Source organism: Ruegeria sp. SCP11 (assembly GCF_040329455.1).
Classification (GTDB): domain Bacteria; phylum Pseudomonadota; class Alphaproteobacteria; order Rhodobacterales; family Rhodobacteraceae; genus Ruegeria; species Ruegeria atlantica_E.
In genome coordinates, this window is record NZ_JBDZYG010000014.1 from 1 (window position 1) to 20,735 (window position 20,735).

The 20,735-nt window shown below is 54.5% G+C and carries 19 protein-coding genes, 1 tRNA gene and 1 pseudogene; 5 read left to right on the forward strand and 16 right to left on the reverse strand.

The window, feature by feature from the left end; translation table 11 throughout:
* The coding region (locus tag ABLN94_RS18935; protein WP_352995412.1) for a TSUP family transporter at nt 1–381 on the reverse strand (381 nt) is incomplete at its 3' end.
* Between the two features lie 56 nt (nt 382–437).
* Between ABLN94_RS18935 and ABLN94_RS18940 the strand changes: the two genes are divergently transcribed.
* Nucleotides 438–1,382 (forward strand): LysR family transcriptional regulator, encoded by a 945-nt coding sequence (locus tag ABLN94_RS18940; RefSeq protein ID WP_352995415.1) that lies wholly within the window; start codon nt 438–440, stop codon nt 1,380–1,382.
* Nucleotides 1,383–2,087: 705 nt separating this feature from the next.
* On the opposite strand, the gene ABLN94_RS18945 is transcribed toward ABLN94_RS18940, so the two are convergent.
* From ABLN94_RS18945 to ABLN94_RS19015, 15 genes and pseudogenes are all read right to left on the reverse strand, one after another.
* Entirely contained in the window at nt 2,088–2,330 is a 243-nt protein-coding gene (locus ABLN94_RS18945) for a type II toxin-antitoxin system ParD family antitoxin (protein WP_352995417.1), read from the reverse strand.
* Between the two features lie 68 nt (nt 2,331–2,398).
* Nucleotides 2,399–2,752 carry a hypothetical protein gene (locus ABLN94_RS18950; RefSeq protein ID WP_352995419.1) on the reverse strand — a complete coding sequence of 118 codons (354 nt, stop codon included), beginning with the start codon at nt 2,750–2,752 and terminating at the stop codon, nt 2,399–2,401.
* A 53-nt stretch (nt 2,753–2,805) separates the two neighbouring features.
* Nucleotides 2,806–4,338 (reverse strand): TniQ family protein, encoded by a 1,533-nt coding sequence (locus ABLN94_RS18955; RefSeq protein ID WP_352995421.1) that lies wholly within the window; start codon nt 4,336–4,338, stop codon nt 2,806–2,808.
* Entirely contained in the window at nt 4,335–5,771 is a 1,437-nt protein-coding gene (locus ABLN94_RS18960) for a hypothetical protein (RefSeq protein ID WP_352995682.1), read from the reverse strand. Before ABLN94_RS18960 ends, ABLN94_RS18955 begins: the two co-directional genes overlap by 4 nt.
* A gap of 6 nt (nt 5,772–5,777) precedes the next feature.
* Nucleotides 5,778–6,179: pseudogene (locus ABLN94_RS18965) on the reverse strand (TniQ family protein); the annotation flags it as partial.
* On the reverse strand, nt 6,176–7,246 hold the full coding sequence (locus ABLN94_RS18970; protein ID WP_352995424.1) for a TniB family NTP-binding protein: 1,071 nt from the start codon (nt 7,244–7,246) through the stop codon (nt 6,176–6,178). The pseudogene ABLN94_RS18965 and the gene ABLN94_RS18970, both read right to left, overlap by 4 nt.
* Nucleotides 7,164–9,377 carry a transposase family protein gene (locus ABLN94_RS18975; RefSeq protein ID WP_352995427.1) on the reverse strand — a complete coding sequence of 738 codons (2,214 nt, stop codon included), beginning with the start codon at nt 9,375–9,377 and terminating at the stop codon, nt 7,164–7,166. The genes ABLN94_RS18970 and ABLN94_RS18975 overlap by 83 nt, the downstream gene beginning before the upstream one ends.
* Before the next feature lie 17 nt (nt 9,378–9,394).
* Nucleotides 9,395–10,090, reverse strand: coding sequence for a hypothetical protein (locus tag ABLN94_RS18980; RefSeq protein ID WP_352995430.1), 696 nt, complete (start codon nt 10,088–10,090; stop codon nt 9,395–9,397).
* 239 nt (nt 10,091–10,329) lie between these two features.
* Nucleotides 10,330–10,563 carry a hypothetical protein gene (locus ABLN94_RS18985; protein WP_352995433.1) on the reverse strand — a complete coding sequence of 78 codons (234 nt, stop codon included), beginning with the start codon at nt 10,561–10,563 and terminating at the stop codon, nt 10,330–10,332.
* Nucleotides 10,564–11,691: 1,128 nt separating this feature from the next.
* A complete protein-coding gene (locus ABLN94_RS18990) occupies nt 11,692–12,408 on the reverse strand; it encodes a hypothetical protein (protein WP_352995436.1) in 717 nt (238 codons plus the stop codon).
* A 228-nt stretch (nt 12,409–12,636) separates the two neighbouring features.
* Nucleotides 12,637–14,118, reverse strand: a complete 1,482-nt coding sequence (locus tag ABLN94_RS18995; protein WP_352995438.1) for a YecA family protein — start codon at nt 14,116–14,118, stop codon at nt 12,637–12,639.
* 820 nt (nt 14,119–14,938) lie between these two features.
* Nucleotides 14,939–15,015 (reverse strand) — tRNA-Arg (locus ABLN94_RS19000).
* A gap of 64 nt (nt 15,016–15,079) precedes the next feature.
* Complete coding sequence (locus ABLN94_RS19005; protein ID WP_352995441.1) at nt 15,080–16,462, reverse strand: sensor histidine kinase; 1,383 nt, start codon at nt 16,460–16,462, stop codon at nt 15,080–15,082.
* 18 nt (nt 16,463–16,480) lie between these two features.
* On the reverse strand, nt 16,481–17,899 hold the full coding sequence (locus ABLN94_RS19010) for a dihydrolipoyl dehydrogenase family protein (RefSeq protein WP_352995444.1): 1,419 nt from the start codon (nt 17,897–17,899) through the stop codon (nt 16,481–16,483).
* Nucleotides 17,900–17,903: 4 nt separating this feature from the next.
* The gene (locus ABLN94_RS19015; protein ID WP_417750535.1) at nt 17,904–18,635 is read right to left on the reverse strand and encodes a TVP38/TMEM64 family protein; all 732 of its coding nucleotides are present in this window, start codon (nt 18,633–18,635) and stop codon (nt 17,904–17,906) included.
* A gap of 297 nt (nt 18,636–18,932) precedes the next feature.
* On the opposite strand from ABLN94_RS19015, the gene rpmH reads away from it, so the two are divergent.
* From rpmH to ttcA, 4 genes are read left to right on the forward strand one after another with little or no spacing between them, the layout of a single operon-like run.
* Nucleotides 18,933–19,067, forward strand: a complete 135-nt coding sequence (gene rpmH, locus ABLN94_RS19020; RefSeq protein WP_005980833.1) for a 50S ribosomal protein L34 — start codon at nt 18,933–18,935, stop codon at nt 19,065–19,067.
* Between the two features lie 25 nt (nt 19,068–19,092).
* On the forward strand, nt 19,093–19,518 hold the full coding sequence (gene rnpA / locus ABLN94_RS19025; protein ID WP_352995456.1) for a ribonuclease P protein component: 426 nt from the start codon (nt 19,093–19,095) through the stop codon (nt 19,516–19,518).
* Entirely contained in the window at nt 19,515–19,760 is a 246-nt protein-coding gene (gene yidD / locus ABLN94_RS19030; RefSeq protein ID WP_352995458.1) for a membrane protein insertion efficiency factor YidD, read from the forward strand. Before rnpA ends, yidD begins: the two co-directional genes overlap by 4 nt.
* A gap of 56 nt (nt 19,761–19,816) precedes the next feature.
* Nucleotides 19,817–20,710, forward strand: coding sequence for a tRNA 2-thiocytidine(32) synthetase TtcA (ttcA, locus tag ABLN94_RS19035; protein WP_352995461.1), 894 nt, complete (start codon nt 19,817–19,819; stop codon nt 20,708–20,710).
* The last annotated feature ends 25 nt before the right edge of the window (nt 20,711–20,735 follow it).

Genomic DNA, 20,735 nt, shown 5'->3' on the forward strand with positions numbered 1-20,735 from the left:
TGCTTGAAATCCCCGTGGGCCAACCCTGTTTTCCTGCGGCAACAACGAAGTGGCAACTCCGACAAGTAAAAGAACGCCCGTCAGGAGCAACACCATGCGTTCCGACAGATACGGGTAAATCAAGAGACCCAGAGCTATGCCAGCACAGCATCCTATCACTGCATTCCGGATCAGTGCTTTGTTCTTCAACCACACCCGCTTGTCCGACGCGACAAGCGATACGAGCGTGTTCAACATGAGCAAAACCGGAACAGCCGTGGTCGTCCCCAGCAAGACCATCATCACGGGCGCTGCGACGATGCTGAACCCAATCCCGACTCCAACCTGAATCGCTGCACCTGTTACAATGGCAAGCAGCAAGATCAGTAGGTCAGCGGGCACGTTTCGATCCATTGGTTCGCAGTTCATGCACGGAACGGTAACGTGAGACAGGTTTAATGAAAAATCATCTTATTGTATTTATTGATACGCTGGTGTTATCAATTCACATGCGTATAACTGCCCGACAGATTGAGCTTTTCCAGGTGGCCTACCGACTCCGGTCCACGCGAAAGGCGGCAAATGCCCTGCATATATCTCAGCCCGCTATAAGCCGCGTCGTCGCTGAACTTGAGGCAGAATTGGGCGTTCCTCTGTTTGATCGATCGGGACGTAAGTTCGAGCCAACCTCTGCAGCACATGGTCTGCAACAGGCGGTTCAAAAGCATTATCAGGGTTTGGAACGTATCCGGGAGGCCGCGATACAAATCGCCTCTGGTACCGGAGGACATTTGCGTGTGGCGACGGTTCCGGCGGTGGCTGATACCCGCGTTGCGGTTGCAGCCGGAAAACTCATGACGGAACTATCCGCCCTCAGGGTGGATGTTGATGTCCTGGACGAGAAGGCCGGGATGGCCGCGTTGCGCGAAGGACGGGTGGATTGCGCAATTGTATCCTCTGACCCCGGTGACCCAAACCTGGCATGCACCCGGTTGGCCGACCTTCAACCCGTGGCGATTGTACCCCGCGATGATCCCCTGGCCGCGGCGCGCGGAGTTTCGGCTGCCGAACTCGCGGAGGCTCCTCAAATCATGCTCACGCCTCGTAGCCCGTTCCGCCGCGCAGTGGAGGTAATGTTCGACAGCTACGAGGTTTCGTTTCAGGTCAGAGCCGAAGTCCAGACACAATCCGCTTTGGTGCGCATGGTCGCCCAGGGCGCCGGCCGCGCAATCGTCGACAAAGATATTTTGGGCACATCGCAGGTAGACGAAGTCTCCACCGTGCCTTTAACTTCAAACCTCAGTTGGCCGGTCCGAATGATCTCATTCTCTGCATCAAATGACATTCCTGGTTTACAGAGATTTACGGATGAGCTGAAAGAGCATCAGGGTCCGGCCCGTTAGGTTCAGAAGTGTACCTTGCATAGTGGTCCAAAAAACGAGCGAATGTTTGCGCGCCCTTTATTGTATCTGATTAAGAAATCCACATCTGATCCACTGGCATCGAACGCAACAGGCGGAGAATGCCCGGATTCCGCCAGAGGCGTTGTCGCTGCAGTTTCAAAGCGCATACACCGACCATTCGATCCGAGAGCCTCAACTGTAGCTTTCGTCCGCGTCTCAGGCTTCGCCATGCCGGATCTCGAATGGCTGGTTTTTGCAACCACCGGATGCTCCGCGCCGCCATAACAAAGTACGAACATCGCTGAACGGGTGTTATGTGAAGCGATCTCTGGTTGAGTGGCCAACTCAACCGGAAAGACAGGTACAATCCTTGCTCATTGCCAAGTGGTAAGCCCAGAAACTTAAAACTACTCCGTATCCGACGCGGTCTCCCGTTGAGCCGAAGCCATCAAATCAAGCCGATATCTATGAGCCACTTGGTTAGGGCCATTACAGCCAATGTGAATGCTGAGCCAAGCAACATTGGCAGTAGCGCTGCACGCCAAGCGGGCACTTTCGCCTGCTCTATCGATTGGGCCAGAATCTTACGAACCATAGCGGAGAGCTCTGCATCCGAAGGACTATTTGATCTTGTCATCACAGTTGTACCCCGATCCCCCTTTCAAACATCACCCAGTGTATTTCGTAGGCGTAGAAAAAAGTGGCTCATGAATTGAATGCATCAGGCTCGTATTTTTGTGCATCAAATTCTAAGAGTTGACCACTTTCAGCTTCCACAACAGCGCGTTCAAGGTCGGCTTTCAGGTTGTAGAACTGCCGCGCACCTGCTTTTTCCATCAAAAGCCCAATTCCAGCTCGCACAACTTCACTCAAGTTGGCGTATGCTCCTGACCTAATCTGCTTCTGAACAAAATCCTTCATTGGCTCTGTAAGATGTACGTTCGGCATAGATGCCCCTTTCGAAACTCAGATCCAAATTAGTGTGTTTCACGGCCGACAGCTATAGGGCGACCGCATTACCCCGCCGAACCATCTTCGTACGATCTTCTCAGATCATAGCGACCCTGCTTTTTCATACGGCGGATGAGCGCAATGTAGTCCATAACCCGGTCGATCTCATCCGCCCTTCCTGTGGCAAAAGCGACCGCAATCATCTGGAACTGAAGTGCAGGATCTTCCGCAAGGTCTTCATCCCTCCAATCCGGATTGTTTTCGGTCTTCGAGACGATAGCATCTGTTTCATTTTCCTCGCCCCACATTTCGTCGAGAAAGGCCTTGAGATCAGAGCCAGTGCCCTTCAACCCCAGCTTGTCGACGGCCTCCCATATAGGCTTGAGACGTTCGAGAAGATCACTGCGACTGTCAGTCATTGGCATTCCACCTCCCTATTGAGCCGTTCCAGCTACTCGCTGGCATGCTTTTTTCACACTTCGTTTCGCGGCTTCTTGGCCATTCTTTTTCGAGATCGATCGGAGAAGATTTCAGACATCTCAATTTTGGAAACAAGCAGGTTGCTGATTTTAAACTCCCCTCCGAGGCGCCCCGACGCACTCAAGCGGCCAGACAGAACCAGTTGCACCAACTCTGAGACCCTTCGCCGCTTTTGCCGAGCTAAGTTTGGCAACGTTTGATAGCCATCAGGAACAGCTTGGAAAGCGCGCGTACCACCAAAAAGGTCGCGGATCAGCTGCCGCAGATGAACGCTGTCGTATCCGCCACGTTCCTTATGCCCCCACCCTGTAGTTGGCTGCAGAATTCGACATTCCTGAAGCTCTTTCAGTACGCCATCGGAAACGCCAAGAAACTTCGCGGCCTCTTTCTTGGACAAATATCTCGATTTTTGAGATCCCAAGCGCTCGACCAGCGGAAGGGTCAGCGGTCTGTTGAGCTCAACTTCACCGTCACCGTTGCGCTCAGCGATGCCATTTTCAACCAGGATTGCCTCAAAGACATCACGGCGCACTTTCAAGTGCTGAGTGGCGGAACTGACGCTGTGAATGCGGCGTTGTTCAACTTCATGCCCCAAAACCACCGCGCCAGGGGCATACGGATATGTATCCAATAGATAGCCACGCATGAGGTTTCGAAACAGCTTCAGGTCGTCATGGCCATTGGGTTTTTTGAGCAAGAGCCTTTGGAGTTCACCGTAGTGTGGCAAGAGTTGGAAGTGGGCTGCTTTCAACGTTCTCTGCGAGAAATAGGTCAAGGCTTCGAACAGCACCTCTTCCCCGGCATTCAAGAGCCCAAACCCAGCCAGAAGAGCCTCCCGTTTTGCATGATCATCCAAATCGGACCGACGTTGTGATTTTCCATGGGTCAGGGCAATACCGAGTGCTTCGGACACCCTCCAAAGGGCATGAATGGTCATCCGATCACATAAGGAACGCCGCCGTTTTTTGCGTAGCCGCTTGGACAGATACTGATCAAAGCTGTCAGCGATCATGGGGTGACCAGCATGCCGGATGTCATCCCAGGCATTTTTGATCGCCAGACTGCTATCAAAACGTTGGGCAACCGTGGATTGGTCTGCAATCACCAGCAAACGTTCGTTGTGGAGATAACAGCTTTGGATTTGAGGGACCTGCCAGGGCAGCTGATGCACCTTTGTCCAAAGGTCTGACGAAAGCTCATGTTGTTCCAGCAGGCATTTCGGGCAAACCCGAATTTCTTGTCGGTCAAGGGTCTGGCGATCGAAAGGCTCTCGACCAATGCGATACTCGAATTTGGCCTTTTTGAGCACGGCAGTTTTTGCGAAAGCATCCTGCGGGAGATCCGCGAGACGACAGAGATCTTCTATGGCGCGCTTATCACCGTTTGATATTGCGCCCAGATCCAACCCAAGATCGGCGCAAAGGTCAGAAATATCTGCGCAGCCATTGCGGGCAGCCAATCGCGACAGAAAGGACGTGGGGATTTCCAGCTCCGCTGGCTGCAAAGTAAGGACGAGCCTGCTCATTGGCCATCTCCGTTTTCAAATCGTTCAATGATGAGGTCTGCCGGGGGTTTTCCGGCACCCATGACAGCTTGTTTTTCATAGACACGCACGAGATCGCCGTTGCACGAAACGGGCTCAACCTCTGCGCGGTCAAGTTGCCGGGCCAGATGGATCGGCGCGACCTTTCGGTGAGAAGCGACCTGACCCAGAGTGGCGTAGTGCGCCTGGAACGCAGCAATGCTCTCACGCGTGACAAAGGTTTTGATGTGGTTGGTATCTGGGTTGAGTTTATTTATCGCGACCAGGTAGCCTGCATCACGTAGCTTGCGGATTGAGATAATGCTGATCCTGAGGAACTTCGCCGCCTCTGCAAGCGTCAGATCACGATCCAGGTGGAGTTCATCTCTTACTGCGAGCGCCTGATCGCAAACCTCAATTGCGTGCACTCCAGTGCCTTTGCCGCGGCGCAACTGACCATCCAACGCGCCGGACATCAGGTCTGCAACAACTTGAACCAATGGAGTGCCTTTTGAACGACAGAACGCACGGAGCGGCATGAACCCATCTTCATCGGGTGCATCCGGCAGGCTTTCAATGCGTTGCAGCAGAGTGTGGACTTCCTCGCGGCGCGCGTAGCGCAACGCAGACGTTAGCTGAACCTGGGCCAGAACCCCCAAACGCATGAGCGCTTTGACCTGTTCAGGCCGAATAGACAACTCGTTTGCCGCTTGTGACAAGTTCATGAGACCCGACCAGAACGAAAGAACCCGCGAAAGCTCGGACACTCGAATATCCGTGCGTTTCATGGCTTCGTCGGGACTGATCCCTTCGAGATGCCCTAACAACTTCTTCAAGAAGACAGCGCCAAAACCCGAGCGCTTGCGGGCTTCCTCGATGGTGAGCCAGATTTCACGCGGCGGCGTTTGCCCAAGGACGTCTTTATCCAAGGGAACTGGGTACGTCTCAAAGATGTGGTCACGTGTTTTGGTTAGTATGTCACGCAGAGTTGGATCGTCCTGCACCTCATGCAGCCAATCATAAAATGGCCCCAGATCAGTGCTGAAATACGGGCGGTCGCTCTTGCTCTCTTCGTGAAGCAGGTGGAGTGCACGTGACAACCTATCTGGCCCGCCCGCTAGGTAGGAGAACCCAAGCTCAGCCAACTGATGTGCCTCTGGTTCCACAAGGCTGTTCGCGATTTTTCCGCGGCACCCATCAATGGCCGCTCCAAGCGACAAACAGGCTCCATTCAGTGCGGTTAAACCAAGGTCACGGAGCCAGTCATCTTGTTCACCCTTGCGGATGCGGTCACGCACATAGCTCTCGTAGCGCGTCGGTGGCAGAACCGTACCTTCGGAAGCAGTCGCCTCGATGAACGACCAATGCCTGAGCGCCTGGCTCGCGAAATCGTAGGCTTCGTGGGAGTGACCTGCCGGCGGAAGTGTTCGCAGCATCGTTCCGTGTCTTTCGCAGCGATGCAGGCTGAGCACCTTCCACTCGAGCAGCTCATAAATCCCGTGATCCCCCGACCGCTCCCGTGCCTCCAATACACATTGAGGGCAAAACCGGAGGGCCGTTCTACGAAACACGCCAGTGGATGAATGTGTCTGTCCCACGCGATATCGGCCCACAGAGAGCTTTGTCGCCGACCATAGTTTCAGGGTTGAGAAATCATGCCCCGTCAGCCACGCGAGGCGTTCCAACTGACCCTCATGTCCTGAGCAGAGAAATGGCCATCGCATTCCAAGATCAGAGCTTAAATCGCGAGGTGTGGTTCGATATAGGCGGGCCATTCGGGCGACATAACCGGAAGGGGTCTCCCCCTCGATGAGGGGGAGAATAGGGGTCAACGAAGATCTCATGCATCTTCTCCGTCGTCAGAGTCTTCCCCATCGTCCAAGAGTATTCGAGGGTCGAGGCGCCCATAGTCGTCTGCAATGAAGACGTTCATCCACGCCTCAGCTCCGTTACGCTCGCCATAGACCTCCGCAAAATGCCGAATACTCAGCTTGGCTTCGAGCCCCTGGGTGAACAATGCATGCGACACCGTCAAAACCACGATCTCGGCCATCAGTCCAAACTGATAGTCTGCCGCATGCATCAGCCTCATGGCAAAAGCTTCGTTTTTTACAGAGGCTGCAACATCAATTTGCGCCCGATCGGCATATCTTTGAACGACCTTGAGGACGCGCTCGACGTCACGCAAGGAATGCAGCCGTCCGAATTCAATCGGATCAACTCGACGTGCCAGCTGTGCGTCCTGATTTACGATTTTCTTGAGGTCCGGCATCCCGGACAGCAGCAGCCCTACCGGCCAGACTGAGTTTTCCATCAGGGACTTCAGGGTGTTGACCACTGACTGTCGTTCTTTTTCGGTTTGGTAACGAGCCAAATCCTGCGCCTCGTCGAAGCCAAGAAAGAGCGTCCGACGCAGTTTGAGTTGCTCTTTGACCTGATCCCAGATTGCCGGGCCCTGTTTATTGCCAGAATACGGGTAGCCAAGCGCCCGCAGCGTGGCCGCACCAACAAACTTCATCGTGGCCGGGCTGGGCACCTGAAGGTCAATAAACTCGCAGATTTCCTTTTCCGGGTCCGTCGCCATTGCGTGCCTGTAATTATGCTTGAGATGCCGCACTGCCGTGGTTTTTCCGCTCCCGGATGGCCCCACCAGCATGATGCTTCGAGCTTTGAATGCGACACCGTCAGCCTCGTCAGCACGTCGCTGTTCAAGAATGCTGCCAAAACGCGCATCAAGCGTGTCGTATTCTGACAGCGGGATGTAGAGCTGCCTCAGGCCTTGCACTATTTTGCGAATGACTCTGTCAAACTGAAACTTCTTGCTGTGCTTATTCATCGCCCTTCTCCTCGGTTTCGTCGGAGTCATCGAATCCACTTTTGTCGCTCTCGTCCGATCCGTCTCGGTCATCATTGTCTTCCTCCAGCTCATCGCTGAAGAGCCATTCCTTCTCGTTCTTCTGGGGCAGTAGTGGTTCTTCCTCCGGAAGCGGGCTTGGCTGGTAAGGGATTTCATCGGACAGGAGGTCAAAGTCCTGCTCCGGGATCGCCGCGTAGTCGTCGGTGGCAATGTCTGGGTCGGTCCCTAGGGACAAACCCCAGAACGTTTCGCGTTGCGCACGTTTGATCCGATCACTTGTAAGATTGATCGGGCCAAGCTGCCGCATCGCCCGCTGCTCAGCGTCGATCTCCTTGATCCGCCGAATAGCACGGTCCACCACACCCTGCGTAAGCCTGGCGGCTGCGCGATTGTTTTGGCGCAGTTCAAAGATCGTGCGCTCCCACGACACGAATGATATCCCGTCAAACCCATCGATCGTCGCTCGCAACGTTGACCAACCGCTGTCTTCTCCACGCTCAAGCCACACGGAGATGTGCCCCATATCTTCGGAATCGATACTGACCTCGACCAATTGAGGGCCATATTTTTGAAAGTGTTTTGCGAGGCGCTCAGAGTGGTAGTTCACACCGTTCATCACAACGCCGTGGGGGCCGGTTTTGCGCTTGAATTTTAACCCTAGGATATGTCGGATTTTGTGCACGCTCATTGGCGGGGACCAGCCGAACTCAGCGATCAGCTTGTCCCACATATTGTTGGGCGTGGCGTACTCCAGGCCGCGATGCTTGCGATTGTGGTAGACATCGACCGTGAACCGCACCAGCAACTCCAAGATGCTTTCCGCGGTATGCACTGCGTATTTCTCTGACGGGTAGTCCCCTCGTTCTCGTGGATTGGAAAAGGTACGCCCGGTCAGATAGGGCATCAACATGGTTGCAAGGCTGCGAAACACGCGCTCAATCGTCCCTCTCAACCTGGGAACTCCGGCGGGCAAAACTGAGTAATCAATTGCCAGATCGGAGAGTGCAGCCTTGAACTCGACGTTCACAAAAGCCGGGCCGTTGTCGACCGCGACATGATAGATGTGACCATGCTGTGCCCAGGCCGTTTCACATCCTAGGCCAGACGCAAGCGTCGTCTTGTTGCGCAATGCCATCCAAATGACGGCTTTTGCATCTTCTGCACTTGGCTTGGTCGACAGCTTGAGACCCAGGATCGAGCGGCTCGCCGTGTCCATGGCGACGCACACCCAATATCGACCGAGTTCAAGATCACGCAGGCTAGTATGCGTGATGTCGATCCCTGCGCTCTTCAGGATCGACATGAGGTCGATTTCCCACTCATCCATTTCGACGCGGTGCAATGGGGCTTGAAGCTTGATGCCCCCAACGTGGGCACCCAGCTTGTTCTTGGCATAGGCAACGCCCTTACGCGCAGCCAGCACCTCAAACTGATCCAGTTCATTGATGCGGCGTTCGATCGTGCTTAGCGAGGCTTCTGTAAGAAGATCCTCGCCGGCGATGCCACGGGCGACGTTGCTTCGTCGTACTTCCCCATTTACGGCATCCAATACCTGTGAGGGGTAGATCTCGTTGGGATGAAGATAGTTCGCGAGTTCGATCTGAATGATCGCTTCAACCTGGGGGTGGACACGCTTACCGTTCTTACCGTTAAAGATCGATTTCTTGACAAAGATCATCGGATCTTTGGTCTTTTCCCACTCGCGGTATTTTTTCATGATACTGCTGCGACCGGGTACGAAGGACAGCAGCCCCGGGTCAATCTCTTCTCCATTCAAGGCTTTGAGCAACCCATCCCGGAGTTTCTGCTGCACACGCTCCTTGAGCTTCGGCAGAAACTCGACCCAACGTTCCGATGATCTATTGAACCACTCTTCGTCTTCACCTTCACTCATCGCCTCACACCAGGCTTCGCCAACAAAGGCATTGACCTGTGTGCTCAAGGACAAGCGCGAGAGCAGAGCCCGGCCAGCCCGCGCACGACGCGCGGCCTGCCGATCGGAGAAGTAACCATACTCGATCGAAAAATGCCCGTCTTCGAGCAGTCTGGCGAGTTCCTCGTGGGTGAACGTCAGAGGTACAGCGCCCGCTTGTTTCGCAAGCAACGTAACTGTGTTGGCAGTACACTCTTGGACAATGTGGAGATTCCCCATCCCCAACACCGCATCTACAAAACTGATGTTCATCTGAAACGGGATATCTTTCATGGCCTGTCCTTTCCTGGGGCGACGATTGTGTTGATGGAAATGAGTTCACGCGTGTTGGCTTGCAGCAGCTCCGCGTAGATCGCTCTCAAGATGGCGCGAAACCCGCGCGCACCGAGATCCAGAGGCTTGATGAGATCACTGATGGAAAGCTCGTCGGTAAGGCCCGCAACAAGCTCGGCAACGAGAAAATCAGCCTCTTCGTCCGGGCAGCGTCGAAAGAAGTTCAAAAGCTCCGCGTTTTGGACTTTCTTCGGATGACGACTGCGCTCAGTGATGAGGCAGACTTTGTCGGCGAATCCTTTGGGCAGATCACGTCGAATTGCCGCGAGTGTGCTCCGGAAGTTCAGCCGCTCGACCCGTTCGGCAGGTTTAACCGCCATCGCCACGCGCGACCCATCCCGGTACTCTGCCAGGTAATCAAAGCGGTGCGTGCGCTGACGCCCAGAGGCATCAATGTAGCTGACGGGGCGCGGCTGATCATGCAGGTTCCAAAGATTGGGATCTGCGAGAGCAAGGAGGCAGGTTGCCCGCTCATGCTGACTGGCCGAAATGATCTGCCGCCAGTACCTTTCGGCAGGTGTCATAGCCAGGGTAAACCCGCGCACGGTGAATTTTGAGCGCGCGGGAAACATTAGCCCAGCTGTTGTGGGTGCGGGGGGACGATAGAAATCGTCGTCATCATCTTTAGACATATCTCTAGCCGTGGCTGCGGGCCTCGCCCGCGCCATTCGGCTCCTCTTCATTGATTGAGACAAAAGGTGACCCGCCCGCTGAAATGATCAGCGCGGTTGACGGATCGCCAAACTTCGTTCATGAAGGGTGTGCAAAGAGCTGCTAAACTTTTGCACGAGCCTTTCGGGAGCCCTGCTCTTGAGGGGCTCTTAAATTTTTAAGGTCTCTTGATTTAGGGGCTCATTTTTTCCTCCTCGCTTTAGAGTGGCTCGAAAAGCTCTGAAATATGTGTGCCCATGGCATCCGCCAGAGCCAAATTGATCTGTCGATTTTCGGGTTTTGCGAACCAACGAGTGCCGTCGTTGTTGGAGAGACACCGGCTTGGCGAACGGTGGGCACCAGCCTCGTACACTTCAGACGCTTGATTGCTGGAAAGCGGTTTAGTTAGTTTCGCCGCGATGACGGTTTGAATAAACTTCACTGTTGGTTCCATTTGATGTCTGCAGCAAAAACAACGGTATTGATCACACCTGACGCGACAGGTGTGTTTTCACTTGATTTCCATTGGGCAAGGTGGGATGAAAAAGGGAAGAAATCGTACTAGACTTCGATTTTCAGAGGCCTTCAGGGTATGCACACCCTTAGGGCCTCTTTCATTTCACTTCGCCAATTAATAACTGTGCAGCTCTACATCTATTTTTCCTCACGTTAGTCCGCATAGTATTCCGGCCAGACCTCTGATGCGTCGGAACAGCCAATTACTTTACAAATTTCGGCTTCAACTCGTGCTGAACGGCCGCGCCCTTGCGATACTGCTTGAACCGTAGCAGGGCTTAACTTGAGCCTTCTTGCTATGTCGGCAAAAGATGACCCAGCTAGTCGAATCCTGAATTTTCGGGTCTCGTGGAAGCGTCTCTTTTGTTCACTGGAATACATGCCGATCACTGTTCGTTGAGTCTCCGCAACGTTAGGCGCGGCAAGACCTTTGAATCAACATCAAAAACTCAAGATCGTCATTTTTCTTTTTGAAAACAAAGAGATCTAAGTAATTGATCGCCAAACCATCCAATCAATTGCCAAAGAAAATCCGCTTTAGAAGCGTTTTATAAGTCGCTTGTATCGCGACCGAATTTTAAGCCGATCAAGAGGCGCAATCTTCCAAAAACAAAGATAAGACTAGAGAACTCGTATTTTTTGAGCGACGAAGCGCATAGCAATAATTTGCGTCTTCTCTTTATCACCTGCCTTCTCAGTGAGATTGCAGACTGGAATCAACATTGGGTCTTATCGGCGGAGCAGGCTGTAGGCGGTTTTGCCATCATAGAAGTAGAATCAGTTGCTCACCGAGGGGGCGGATTCCGGACCTTCTCTGCAGATGCGAGCCGATCACATTTCAACATAGGAAGCTAACAGTCATATGGGCCCGGAACGGGGAGCATCTCTACGCCGCCGCAAGTCGGCTTCGAGCCCTGAGCTGCCGTCAATCACATTCCGGCCTTTTGCAGGTGCGGCACGTCGCGATCCGCGCATTCCGGACGTTCAAAATCAGTGGCCGGATGGCATGTGAGCGGACGATGATGGCTTTCGATGCCGTGGCGCTAGGGCTGCATTCGCGGGCATACTAGATCTTATCTTTTAACCGCTCAAATAGTTGCTTTTCTGTGAAAGGGCCCGGTAGGTCTTCTACACCATCTTTTTGGGCTTGGGTCAGTGCCCATTCCATTTTAACAGAAACGTTTTCCATAAGTCTTTCCCGCGCTTTTACCATCAAGAGGTGTAGCGACATGACCTCGCACTTCTTGTAAGGCTCGTTCCTTTTGACAAGCATTGTTGGGGTGTCAAAAATATTGCCGTCGGAATCGACGGCGATCATAGTCTGCCATTCAACCGCCAACTCAGAAGAGTGAACCAAAAACTTGTCTCGCAAATAGATGACTCTGTCGTGCGCATCTAAGTCCTCTTTGTCTGAGAATACGTGTTTTTGGTTGAAGTTGGGCGATGTCTTACCATCGGTGAAGCAAGATGCGTATTTGATGTACGACGCCTCAATGAGGGCTTTTCCAGCAACGCTGTCGGGTCCGATCTCTAGGGCCATTTCAAGGTAGGAAATAGCGTCCTCAATCCTTCCGAGGCCGTGGCGTAGACGACATACATTTTGATTTATCTTTATAGGAGCATCGTAGAATCTAGTTTGACTACCAAACGGGAAGTGGTCAGGGTCGGCAATTTCGAGAGATAACTCTGTTCGACGGAAATCGTTTTTGAATCCGAGCGGTGTTCGCGGCTCTTGAAGGCGACCCAACAATTTGGCAAGAAATCGTCTGAATTTTAATCTCATGCGTTAGGCTCCCAAACTTCACCGGAAGCGAAACTTCCGCTGCCCCTGAAAGATTCGGTAGCAGATATTTGTTACGCCTGCAGCATCATGTTTATGGACTCAGTGCAGTCATCTTTTGCGGTGACTTCGGATAGCCAATTGAGCCCTGAGCGATCATTGCCGCACAGGTGGGATTCTGCAATTGCACTGGACTGCTTTATTGCCCAAAGCGGACATTGCATCGACAGGTTAGTTGGGTCCCTGATAGCGAAGACAGCATTTTTTGAATTTTTTCCCTGAGCCGCAAGGACATGGATCGTTGCGTCCGATTTTGATCCTCTTCTTCTGGCTTTCTGCCAATGGGAAATCTAGTGTCTGTCGAACTTGATGTTGGAGATTTGGGCTCTCAAAGAAGCCCAGAAGCTCGTTTTCTTCTTCATAGAATACCCGTTCTTCATCAGACCACGTTTCGCATTCCAGCAAAATGAAATCTTCTGAGTTGGACCTCGCATGTTTTGGCGCGTCGATAGCAATGCCTATCACCTTTTTTAGATGTGGGAATTTATTCTTTGCTGCGCCACAAGCGACAGTCAGCATATGTCGCCGCGCTTCGCGATACTCCGTTTCGTAGTCGATGGAGTAGTCTGGTTGCAGTTGAAGGAAAATGTACTTTGTATCCGGGTAAAACGAAGGCATCACGCTCATATGACGTGCAACCGAGCCCTCTTTCAGTTGGGATGGAAACTGCTCAATTCGTTCGAATATATTCTCACAGAGCGCGCGACGGGAAAAACGCGGCTCACGCGCCATCTCCTTGATGGCACTTTTTCCCGCAAATATGTCGGAGTTTCCTCCAGAAATTCCTGCTAGGAAGTTGTCGCAGGTTCTCTGAATTAAGTCGTCCCAAAGGTAGGAGGTTTTATTTGCCTCCGCTCTCCGCTTGTAGGCTTCGCTATTGCTGAAATCGAACCATTCTCCCTCTCCAATATGCAGCCCGTGGACGGTTTTATCTGTAGTGCCAATTCGATAGCTTCTGTCGGCTTCTCTGTAGTTTAGCAAATAGTGAGCAAGTAGGTCTTCCTCGCCGCAGTAGGTCAGAGATTGATACTGATCAATCGCACGCTCCTTTTCTGCAAAAAATCGAGATAAGTCAAAAAATGTATCCAACTCGCCAAGTATGATTTCTAGGTTGTGCGCATCTAGCAGGTGGATCTTCTCGGAAGATTTCAAGGAAACCAAAAACGGAAACGAACTGCCTTCATCGCCCGATCCATATGATATTCCCAAACTACCATACACATTGTCGTCCGAGAACGCTTCACATGCCTCTTTCGCACCATGGGCGACTACAACTTTGTGGATAGTAGGGTTCTCAGGGATTGGGATGGGAAGTGGTTTCTCCCCTCGTTGATCTAGAAAAATAGCCCTACCAGACCGCAGGTATCTTTCTGCGCCGTTTGCCGTTTTTATTTGCTTGTCAACGGCTTCTTTTTTCCAACGCTGCCAAGTTACCAGAACGTTTTTCGACGCACCGTCAAACCGTCTGCTTTCTCGGTCAAAGAAGATAAAAACATGGTTCTCAAATACGGCAATTAGATCGCAAAACTCTTTTCCATCATCTTTGAAGGGATTCGCGTAACTCCAAAGGCGTAGGAAAGTGGCTTGGCACAAAGAATACAGTAGCTCTTCGGTAGCGGTGACGCCGCCTTGCGAAATTTGTTTCTTTGACATCTCAAAAACACTCAAATGTGGCTTGCCTGCATTCTGGACTCAAGCCATCTGTATCAAGATTGTAAAGGCTGAGTGCTGCGCATTGCTGCCATCTGTGGTGCTCGATGCCGCAACGGCAGCGAATGTCAGCTTGGTGGCCTGAGCTCCACGAGACCACAATCTCAAGCATGGTGCGAACGGCAGCAATGCGGACTGCATCGCAGCATTCATAAGGTTTTGGCAAGAGCAGCTTTGGGCCGCAATTGGCAGATGGCAGACCACACAAAAGATCGAACAGTTGCGAGTTACAGCGACTGATCTGCGGTCCTGGATCTCACCCGTTGATAAATGAAAAATTGACTTGGGGTGCTATCTTATGTCGAGCGTCCACCGGTTCTCTGGTCCAACTATGAAGGTTGGGCCAGGCACGTGTGACGTTCAACAAGTTCGTCAAATGTCAGAATAATAATCTAACGAGGAATGCACTCCGCGCAATGTTGGTCCAGGCCAATCTCCAAAAACACGAAAACCCACGCTTACGCGTGGGCCTCGGAAAGAGGGCAATACAAGCTCGCGCCTCGACTCTCATATGGAACCTTAGTGGTCAAATATCAAGAGCCGGGTGGTTGTCTGAACTTCGGTAGCCGGTAGACGGTAGACGGTAGACGGTAGACGGTAGACGGTAGACGGTAGACGGTAGACGGATCTGCAGCTCAAAGCCAATTTCATTGCAATGGTACTATCCGGCCAGGTGCGCCATCTGATGTTGAGCGTTCACCCTATCCTGGTCGCACTATGACGGTTGGGTCAGGTTTGTGTGACGTTCAACACAGGATACCAATGGCGGACCGAGGAGGATTCGAACCCCCGACCCCTTGATTCGTAGTCAAGTACTCTATCCAGCTGAGCTATCGGTCCGCGTTGGTGAGGCGCTATGTAGACCCACCTCAGGGGACGTGCAAGACGATTCTTCAAAAAAAATTTAAAAAGTCACGCCACCCCGTGGTAACCGAATTTCAAAGGTGGTTCCCTCCGGTCCTGTCTCTTTCAGAACCAGATCCCCGCCATGTCCGCGCACCAACTCTTGCGAAATGGCCAGTCCAAGACCTGAGCCCCCTTTGCGCACCCCGCCCTGAAACGGTGTGAAAAGGTTCTCGCGCGCTTTGGGCGGCAGACCCGGGCCGTTGTCCCTTATCTCGACACACCAATCATTATCGTGAACACAGCCAGCGATCGTGATCTTGCCCGGCTTCCCGGACGCCACAAGGGCCTGGCGCGCGTTGCGCACCAGATTCATCATGACCCGGAAAATCTGTTCCGGGTCCGCCCGGGCCACGAGGTCTTTGGGTACGTCGTTCACGATCTCGACGCTAGAATCGGCTACGGCCAGTTTCTCGCTGGCCACCACATCCTCGGCAACGTCGCGCAGCGGAACCATGGTCAGGGTCGGCGCCGGTTCCTCGGCGCGGCCAAAGGCCAGTGTACTTTCGCACAGAGACACCGCGCGCGTAATCGAATTGACCAGCTTCGGTGCCATGCGCCGCACCAGCGGGTCATCACTGGCCTCGATCCGGTCGGTGAATAGTTGCGCTGAGGTCAGGATGTTGCGGAGATCGTGGCTCACCTTGGCCACGGCGCCGCCAAGCTGTGCCAAGCGTTCGCGCTGTTTCAGGGCTTGGGTGAGTTCAGTCTGCAGCTGTTGCAAGGCCTCTTCCGCCTCGCGCAGCTCGGTTACTTTGGAACTGGGGGAGATGATCCCACGCGCGTCCTCGGGCGCGCCTGCATAGCGCTGCATATAGCCCACGACGCTTTTGATCGGTTTCACCAGGACAACTCGCACGGCGAGGAACAGGAAAAACGCGGTGATGATCGAGATGACAAAAGACAGACCCAGAATCCGCAACCCATAATCGGTCATCGCCATTCGCAACGGCATGCTATCTATGGTGACCTCAATCAGCAGCCCCGCGCCTTTGACCGGTTCGCCGATGACGCGGATGACCTCGTTGTCCGGGGTGAACAGACGAGCCAACGCATCCCGGATCAGAATCCACGGCCCGGCATCGCGCAGGTCATACGTATTGGTGATCGCTTCCGGAATGGGAGAGGACAGCATCAACTGACGCACCTCATCCCGCCGCAGCACAACGTTATAAACGCCCGCATTGGCCAGCAACTCGGCCTCAAGGTCTTCGGCCAGCATGTCATCGGCCAACAACGCCAGTGAGGCAATCTGCGCGCGCTCAAGCCGGTTCAGCAGGAAATCTTCACGAAAGCGCGCAATCGAGGGAACAAAGATCAGAACCTCGGCCAACATCACGAAGACCGTCGTCAGGATCAGAAATCGGCCCGACAGCGAGTTCACTCTGTTCTCCCTTCCCGGTCAGGGTATCCAGCGTTGGACAAACCCGACCACTCGTTTAACCATTTGATTCTCAAAAAGCCTTGGCGTGAAATAGGCACCAGCCACCCGTTTGTTAAGCTCTCCAATCGTCGGATAGGGCGAAACCATCGCAGCAATCTGCCCCATCTTCAGGTTATTGGCCAGCGCCAGCGACCACAAGTTGATCAGTTCACCCGCCTGATGACCCACGATTGTGGCCCCCACCGGACGGCCTTTTACGACCATGACCTTAATGAAGCCTTTCGTCTTGCGCTCGGATATCGCGCGGTCGTTGTGGTTGTAGTCAAAACGCGCGATCTCAACCTTGTTGCCATATTGGTCGCGCGCCTGCGCCTCGGTCTGGCCGATCTGCGCCAATTCGGGGTCTGTATAGGTGGCCCAGGGGATATGCGCGGTTTTTGCCTTGGACGGCAGACCAAACAAGGCCGAGCGGATGATTATCCCGGCGTGATACCCGGCAACATGAGTGAATTGCATCCCACCTGCGACATCGCCAATGGCATAGACCTTGCGGTTGGTGGTGCGCAGCGACTCGTCCACCTTGATCCCGATGCGGGTGGGCTCGATCCCGGCGGCTTCAAGGTTCAGGCGATCAGTATTGGTCTTGCGTCCCGCTGCCAACAACAGGTGCGAGCCGGTATAGATGTCACCATTCTCGGTCACGACCTCAACCAGGCCCTTGTTGTTGCGAATCTGGGCAACCATCGCCTGTTCGTGGATCGCAACGCCTTCGGCGCGCAGGGTGTCCAGCACGATCTCTGCCGCCTCGGGATCGTCCTTGCCCAGCGCCTGCATGCCTTCGATTACCGTTACCTCGCACCCCAGTCGGATATGGGCCTGCGCCATCTCCATTCCAATGGGACCGCCACCAATGATCAGCAAGTGTTCGGGCTTGTCGCGCAGGTCGAAGATCGTCTCGTTGGTGAAATATGGCACCTGATCCAACCCAGGGATCGGCGGCACCAAAGGCGACGAACCCGTCGCAATCACAATTCGTCGCGCGGTAATCAAGTGATCTCCGGCCTGCACCTGCGTCGGAGAGACAAAGCTGCCATATTCGCGGATGACTTTGACGCCAAACCCCTCGAACCGTTCCTGACTGTCCATCGGCTCGATCCGCGAAATCACGTCATGCACATGATCCTTGGCGGCGGCATAGTCTACCTTGGGCACCACATCGGCCACGCCCAGTTCCGCGGCATGTGCCTGCCCATAGGCTGCTTTACCGCTGGCGATCAGCGCCTTGGAAGGGATGCAGCCAAAGTTGAGGCAATCACCGCCCATCTTGTGACCTTCCAACAGGATCACATCAGCGCCCATCTGGCTGGCGCCTGCTGCAACGGACAAGCCGCCCGACCCGGCCCCGATTACCAGGATATCAGTCTTCAGTTCTTGCATGGGATCAGGCGTCCTTTTTGGCGCGCAAGGCTTTGATGACTATTGGCAATGCCGCCAGCGCGCACAAGCTCAGGATCGGACCGATGACGAAAGGTTCCCATAACAACGAGACATCCGGTGTCTCGCCCCGGTCGAACACGCCGCCCAAACCGACGCCGATCCAAGTATAGACGATGCCGCCCGGTATGATGCCCAGCGCCGTAGTGATCAGGAAGTTGCGGAATTTCACGCCCACCAGCGCAGGTACCAGATTGGCCACAAAGAACGGCACAACCGGCACAAGGCGCAGCAGGAACAGCACCGAAATCTCATTCTCGCGCAGCCCGTCTTTGAGTTTCTTGATCGTCCCTTCCGAGGATTCCAGCCGCGCGGTCAGAGACTCGCCCAACCCCCAGCGTGCCGCCAGAAAGATGGCTGACGCTCCAATGGTTGCCGCGAAGACGTTAAATGCAGTACCCGCGAACAGGCCAAACAGGAACCCTCCGGTCATCGAGGCCACGGCTGCGCCCGGCAGAGAAAAGGCGACGATCACGATATAGGCCGCGATGAACACAGCAGCCATCGCCCAGTAGTGGGAGTCGCGCCACATCAGTAGCGCCTCGCGATTATCGCGCAGAGTCTCGAATGTCAGGTACTCGCCCAGCGTAAAAAAACCTACCGCGGCAACAACGAGAATCACCAGCAATGGTATATGTCGCGCAAGCCTATTGCGCGGGGCCTGAGTTGTATCGCTCATGACGCTGTCCGGTTTCGTACGTTTCATTCTGCCCCCAACATGCGCCGTGACAGGCCCGCGCAACAGGGGCCTCACGCTGCGTTGATGTTTTTGGCAGGGAATGTGAGGGTTTGGGGCCTTAAACCCGGCTTTTTGAAACCTTTTGCGTGACGTGGTTACAGAATTGTTGCAAAAGGCGTCAAAACACCCACCTAGGGGTTTGACTTACCCACCGCTACCCAGTAGAGGACGGGCTTCGAACACCACGGGCAGGCGAATCCGCGCCGCACCCGACCGCTATAGATTGGAGACGGAGCGATGAAACGCACCTATCAGCCTTCGAACCTGGTTCGCAAACGCCGCCACGGTTTCCGCGCACGCATGGCCACCAAGGCTGGCCGCAAGATCCTGAACGCGCGCCGCGCTCGTGGCCGCAAGTCGCTGAGCGCGTAAACCGCTCACCGATCAGGTTTTGAACATGACGCCGCCGGAGGCCCCTGTGGATGGTAAAAACCACCCCGGGGATACGCCCCCGGCGGCGTCCGTTTGCGCGCCTGAAACTTTAACGATCCTCAAAAAACGGTCCGATTTCCTTAAAGCTGCGCGTGCGCGCAGGCAAGGCACATCCTCGATGATGGTGCAGGCCCGCAAGCGCGCGCCTGACGAAGCGCCCGGCATTCGTGTCGGCTTCACCTGTTCGAAAAAGGTTGGTAACGCTGTGGCCCGCAACCGCGCCAAACGGCGGTTGCGTGAAGCCGCTCGTGCGGTGCTGCCCACGCAAGGACAGGAAGGCTGGGACTACGTGCTGATTGGCCGTGCCGAGGTCACTGCCGCACGCCCGTTTGAATCCCTGCTGGGCGATCTGCGCTATGCCCTGCGCAAGATTCACAGCGCACGCAAATGACCCTGCTGTCGCATATCTTCGCCCTGCCTGTTCGAGCCTATCGCCTGATATTCAGTCCTTGGGTCGGGTTCAATTGCCGCTATCAGCCCACATGCTCGGCCTACGCGCTTGAGGCATTGGAAAAGCACGGAGCTATAAAGGGGGCATGGTTGGCCGCCCGGCGGATTGGCCGATGTCATCCCTGGGGCGGTGATGGGTACGATCCGGTGCCCGATCCAACTGATCGGGCCGAAAAGGATTAGACCCTGCCCCCGCTCAATATCTTGCCCGGTTGCATCAACTATTGTAGGGGCTGCGCATGTTTGACGAAGCTGACGATATCCATCCGCTCTTTGCCGGCGCGCCCTCGACCACCGAGTTCAAGAAGCTGCGCAAACGCATCGTGCGCCAGACCCGCGAAGCCATTGAGCAGTACGGAATGGTGGATCCGACCGCCTATGACAAGGACGGCAAACCGCCACGCTGGCTGGTCTGTCTGTCGGGCGGCAAGGACAGCTATACTCTGCTGGCCGTTCTGTATGAACTGAAATGGCGTGGGTTGCTGCCGGTCGATCTGCTGGCCTGCAATCTGGATCAGGGCCAGCCCGGTTTCCCGGCCACCGTCCTGCCCGAGTTTCTGGAACGGATGGGTGTGCCCCACCGCATCGAATATCAGGACACGTACTCGGTCGTGATGGACAAGGTCCCGCAGGGCCGCACCTATTGCGCCCTGTGTTCGCGCCTGCGCCGCGGCAACCTGTACCGCATCGCCCGAGAAGAGGGCTGTTCCGCCGTCGTGCTGGGCCATCACCGGGACGATATCCTCGAGACGTTCTTCATGAACCTCTTCCACGGCGGGCGACTGGCCACGATGCCGCCGAAACTGGTGAACGAAGAAGGCGACCTGTTCGTCTTTCGCCCGCTGGCACATGTGGCCGAGGCCGATTGCGAGAAATTCGCCAACTCAATGAAATATCCCATAATCCCCTGCGACCTGTGCGGCAGTCAGGACGGGCTGCAACGCCAGCAGGTGAAGCAGATCCTGGACCAGTGGGAAAAGAACAGCCCCGGTCGGCGTCAGGTGATGTTCCGGGCGCTGACCAATGCCCGGCCCTCACATCTGCTGGACCCGAAGCTTTTCGATTTCGCGAACTTGGGTCTAAACCCCGGCAAAAAAGACGAAAATTCTGACGAAATTCCACAGCTGCGTTAACGTCTGACTCAGATTGGTTTTCTAC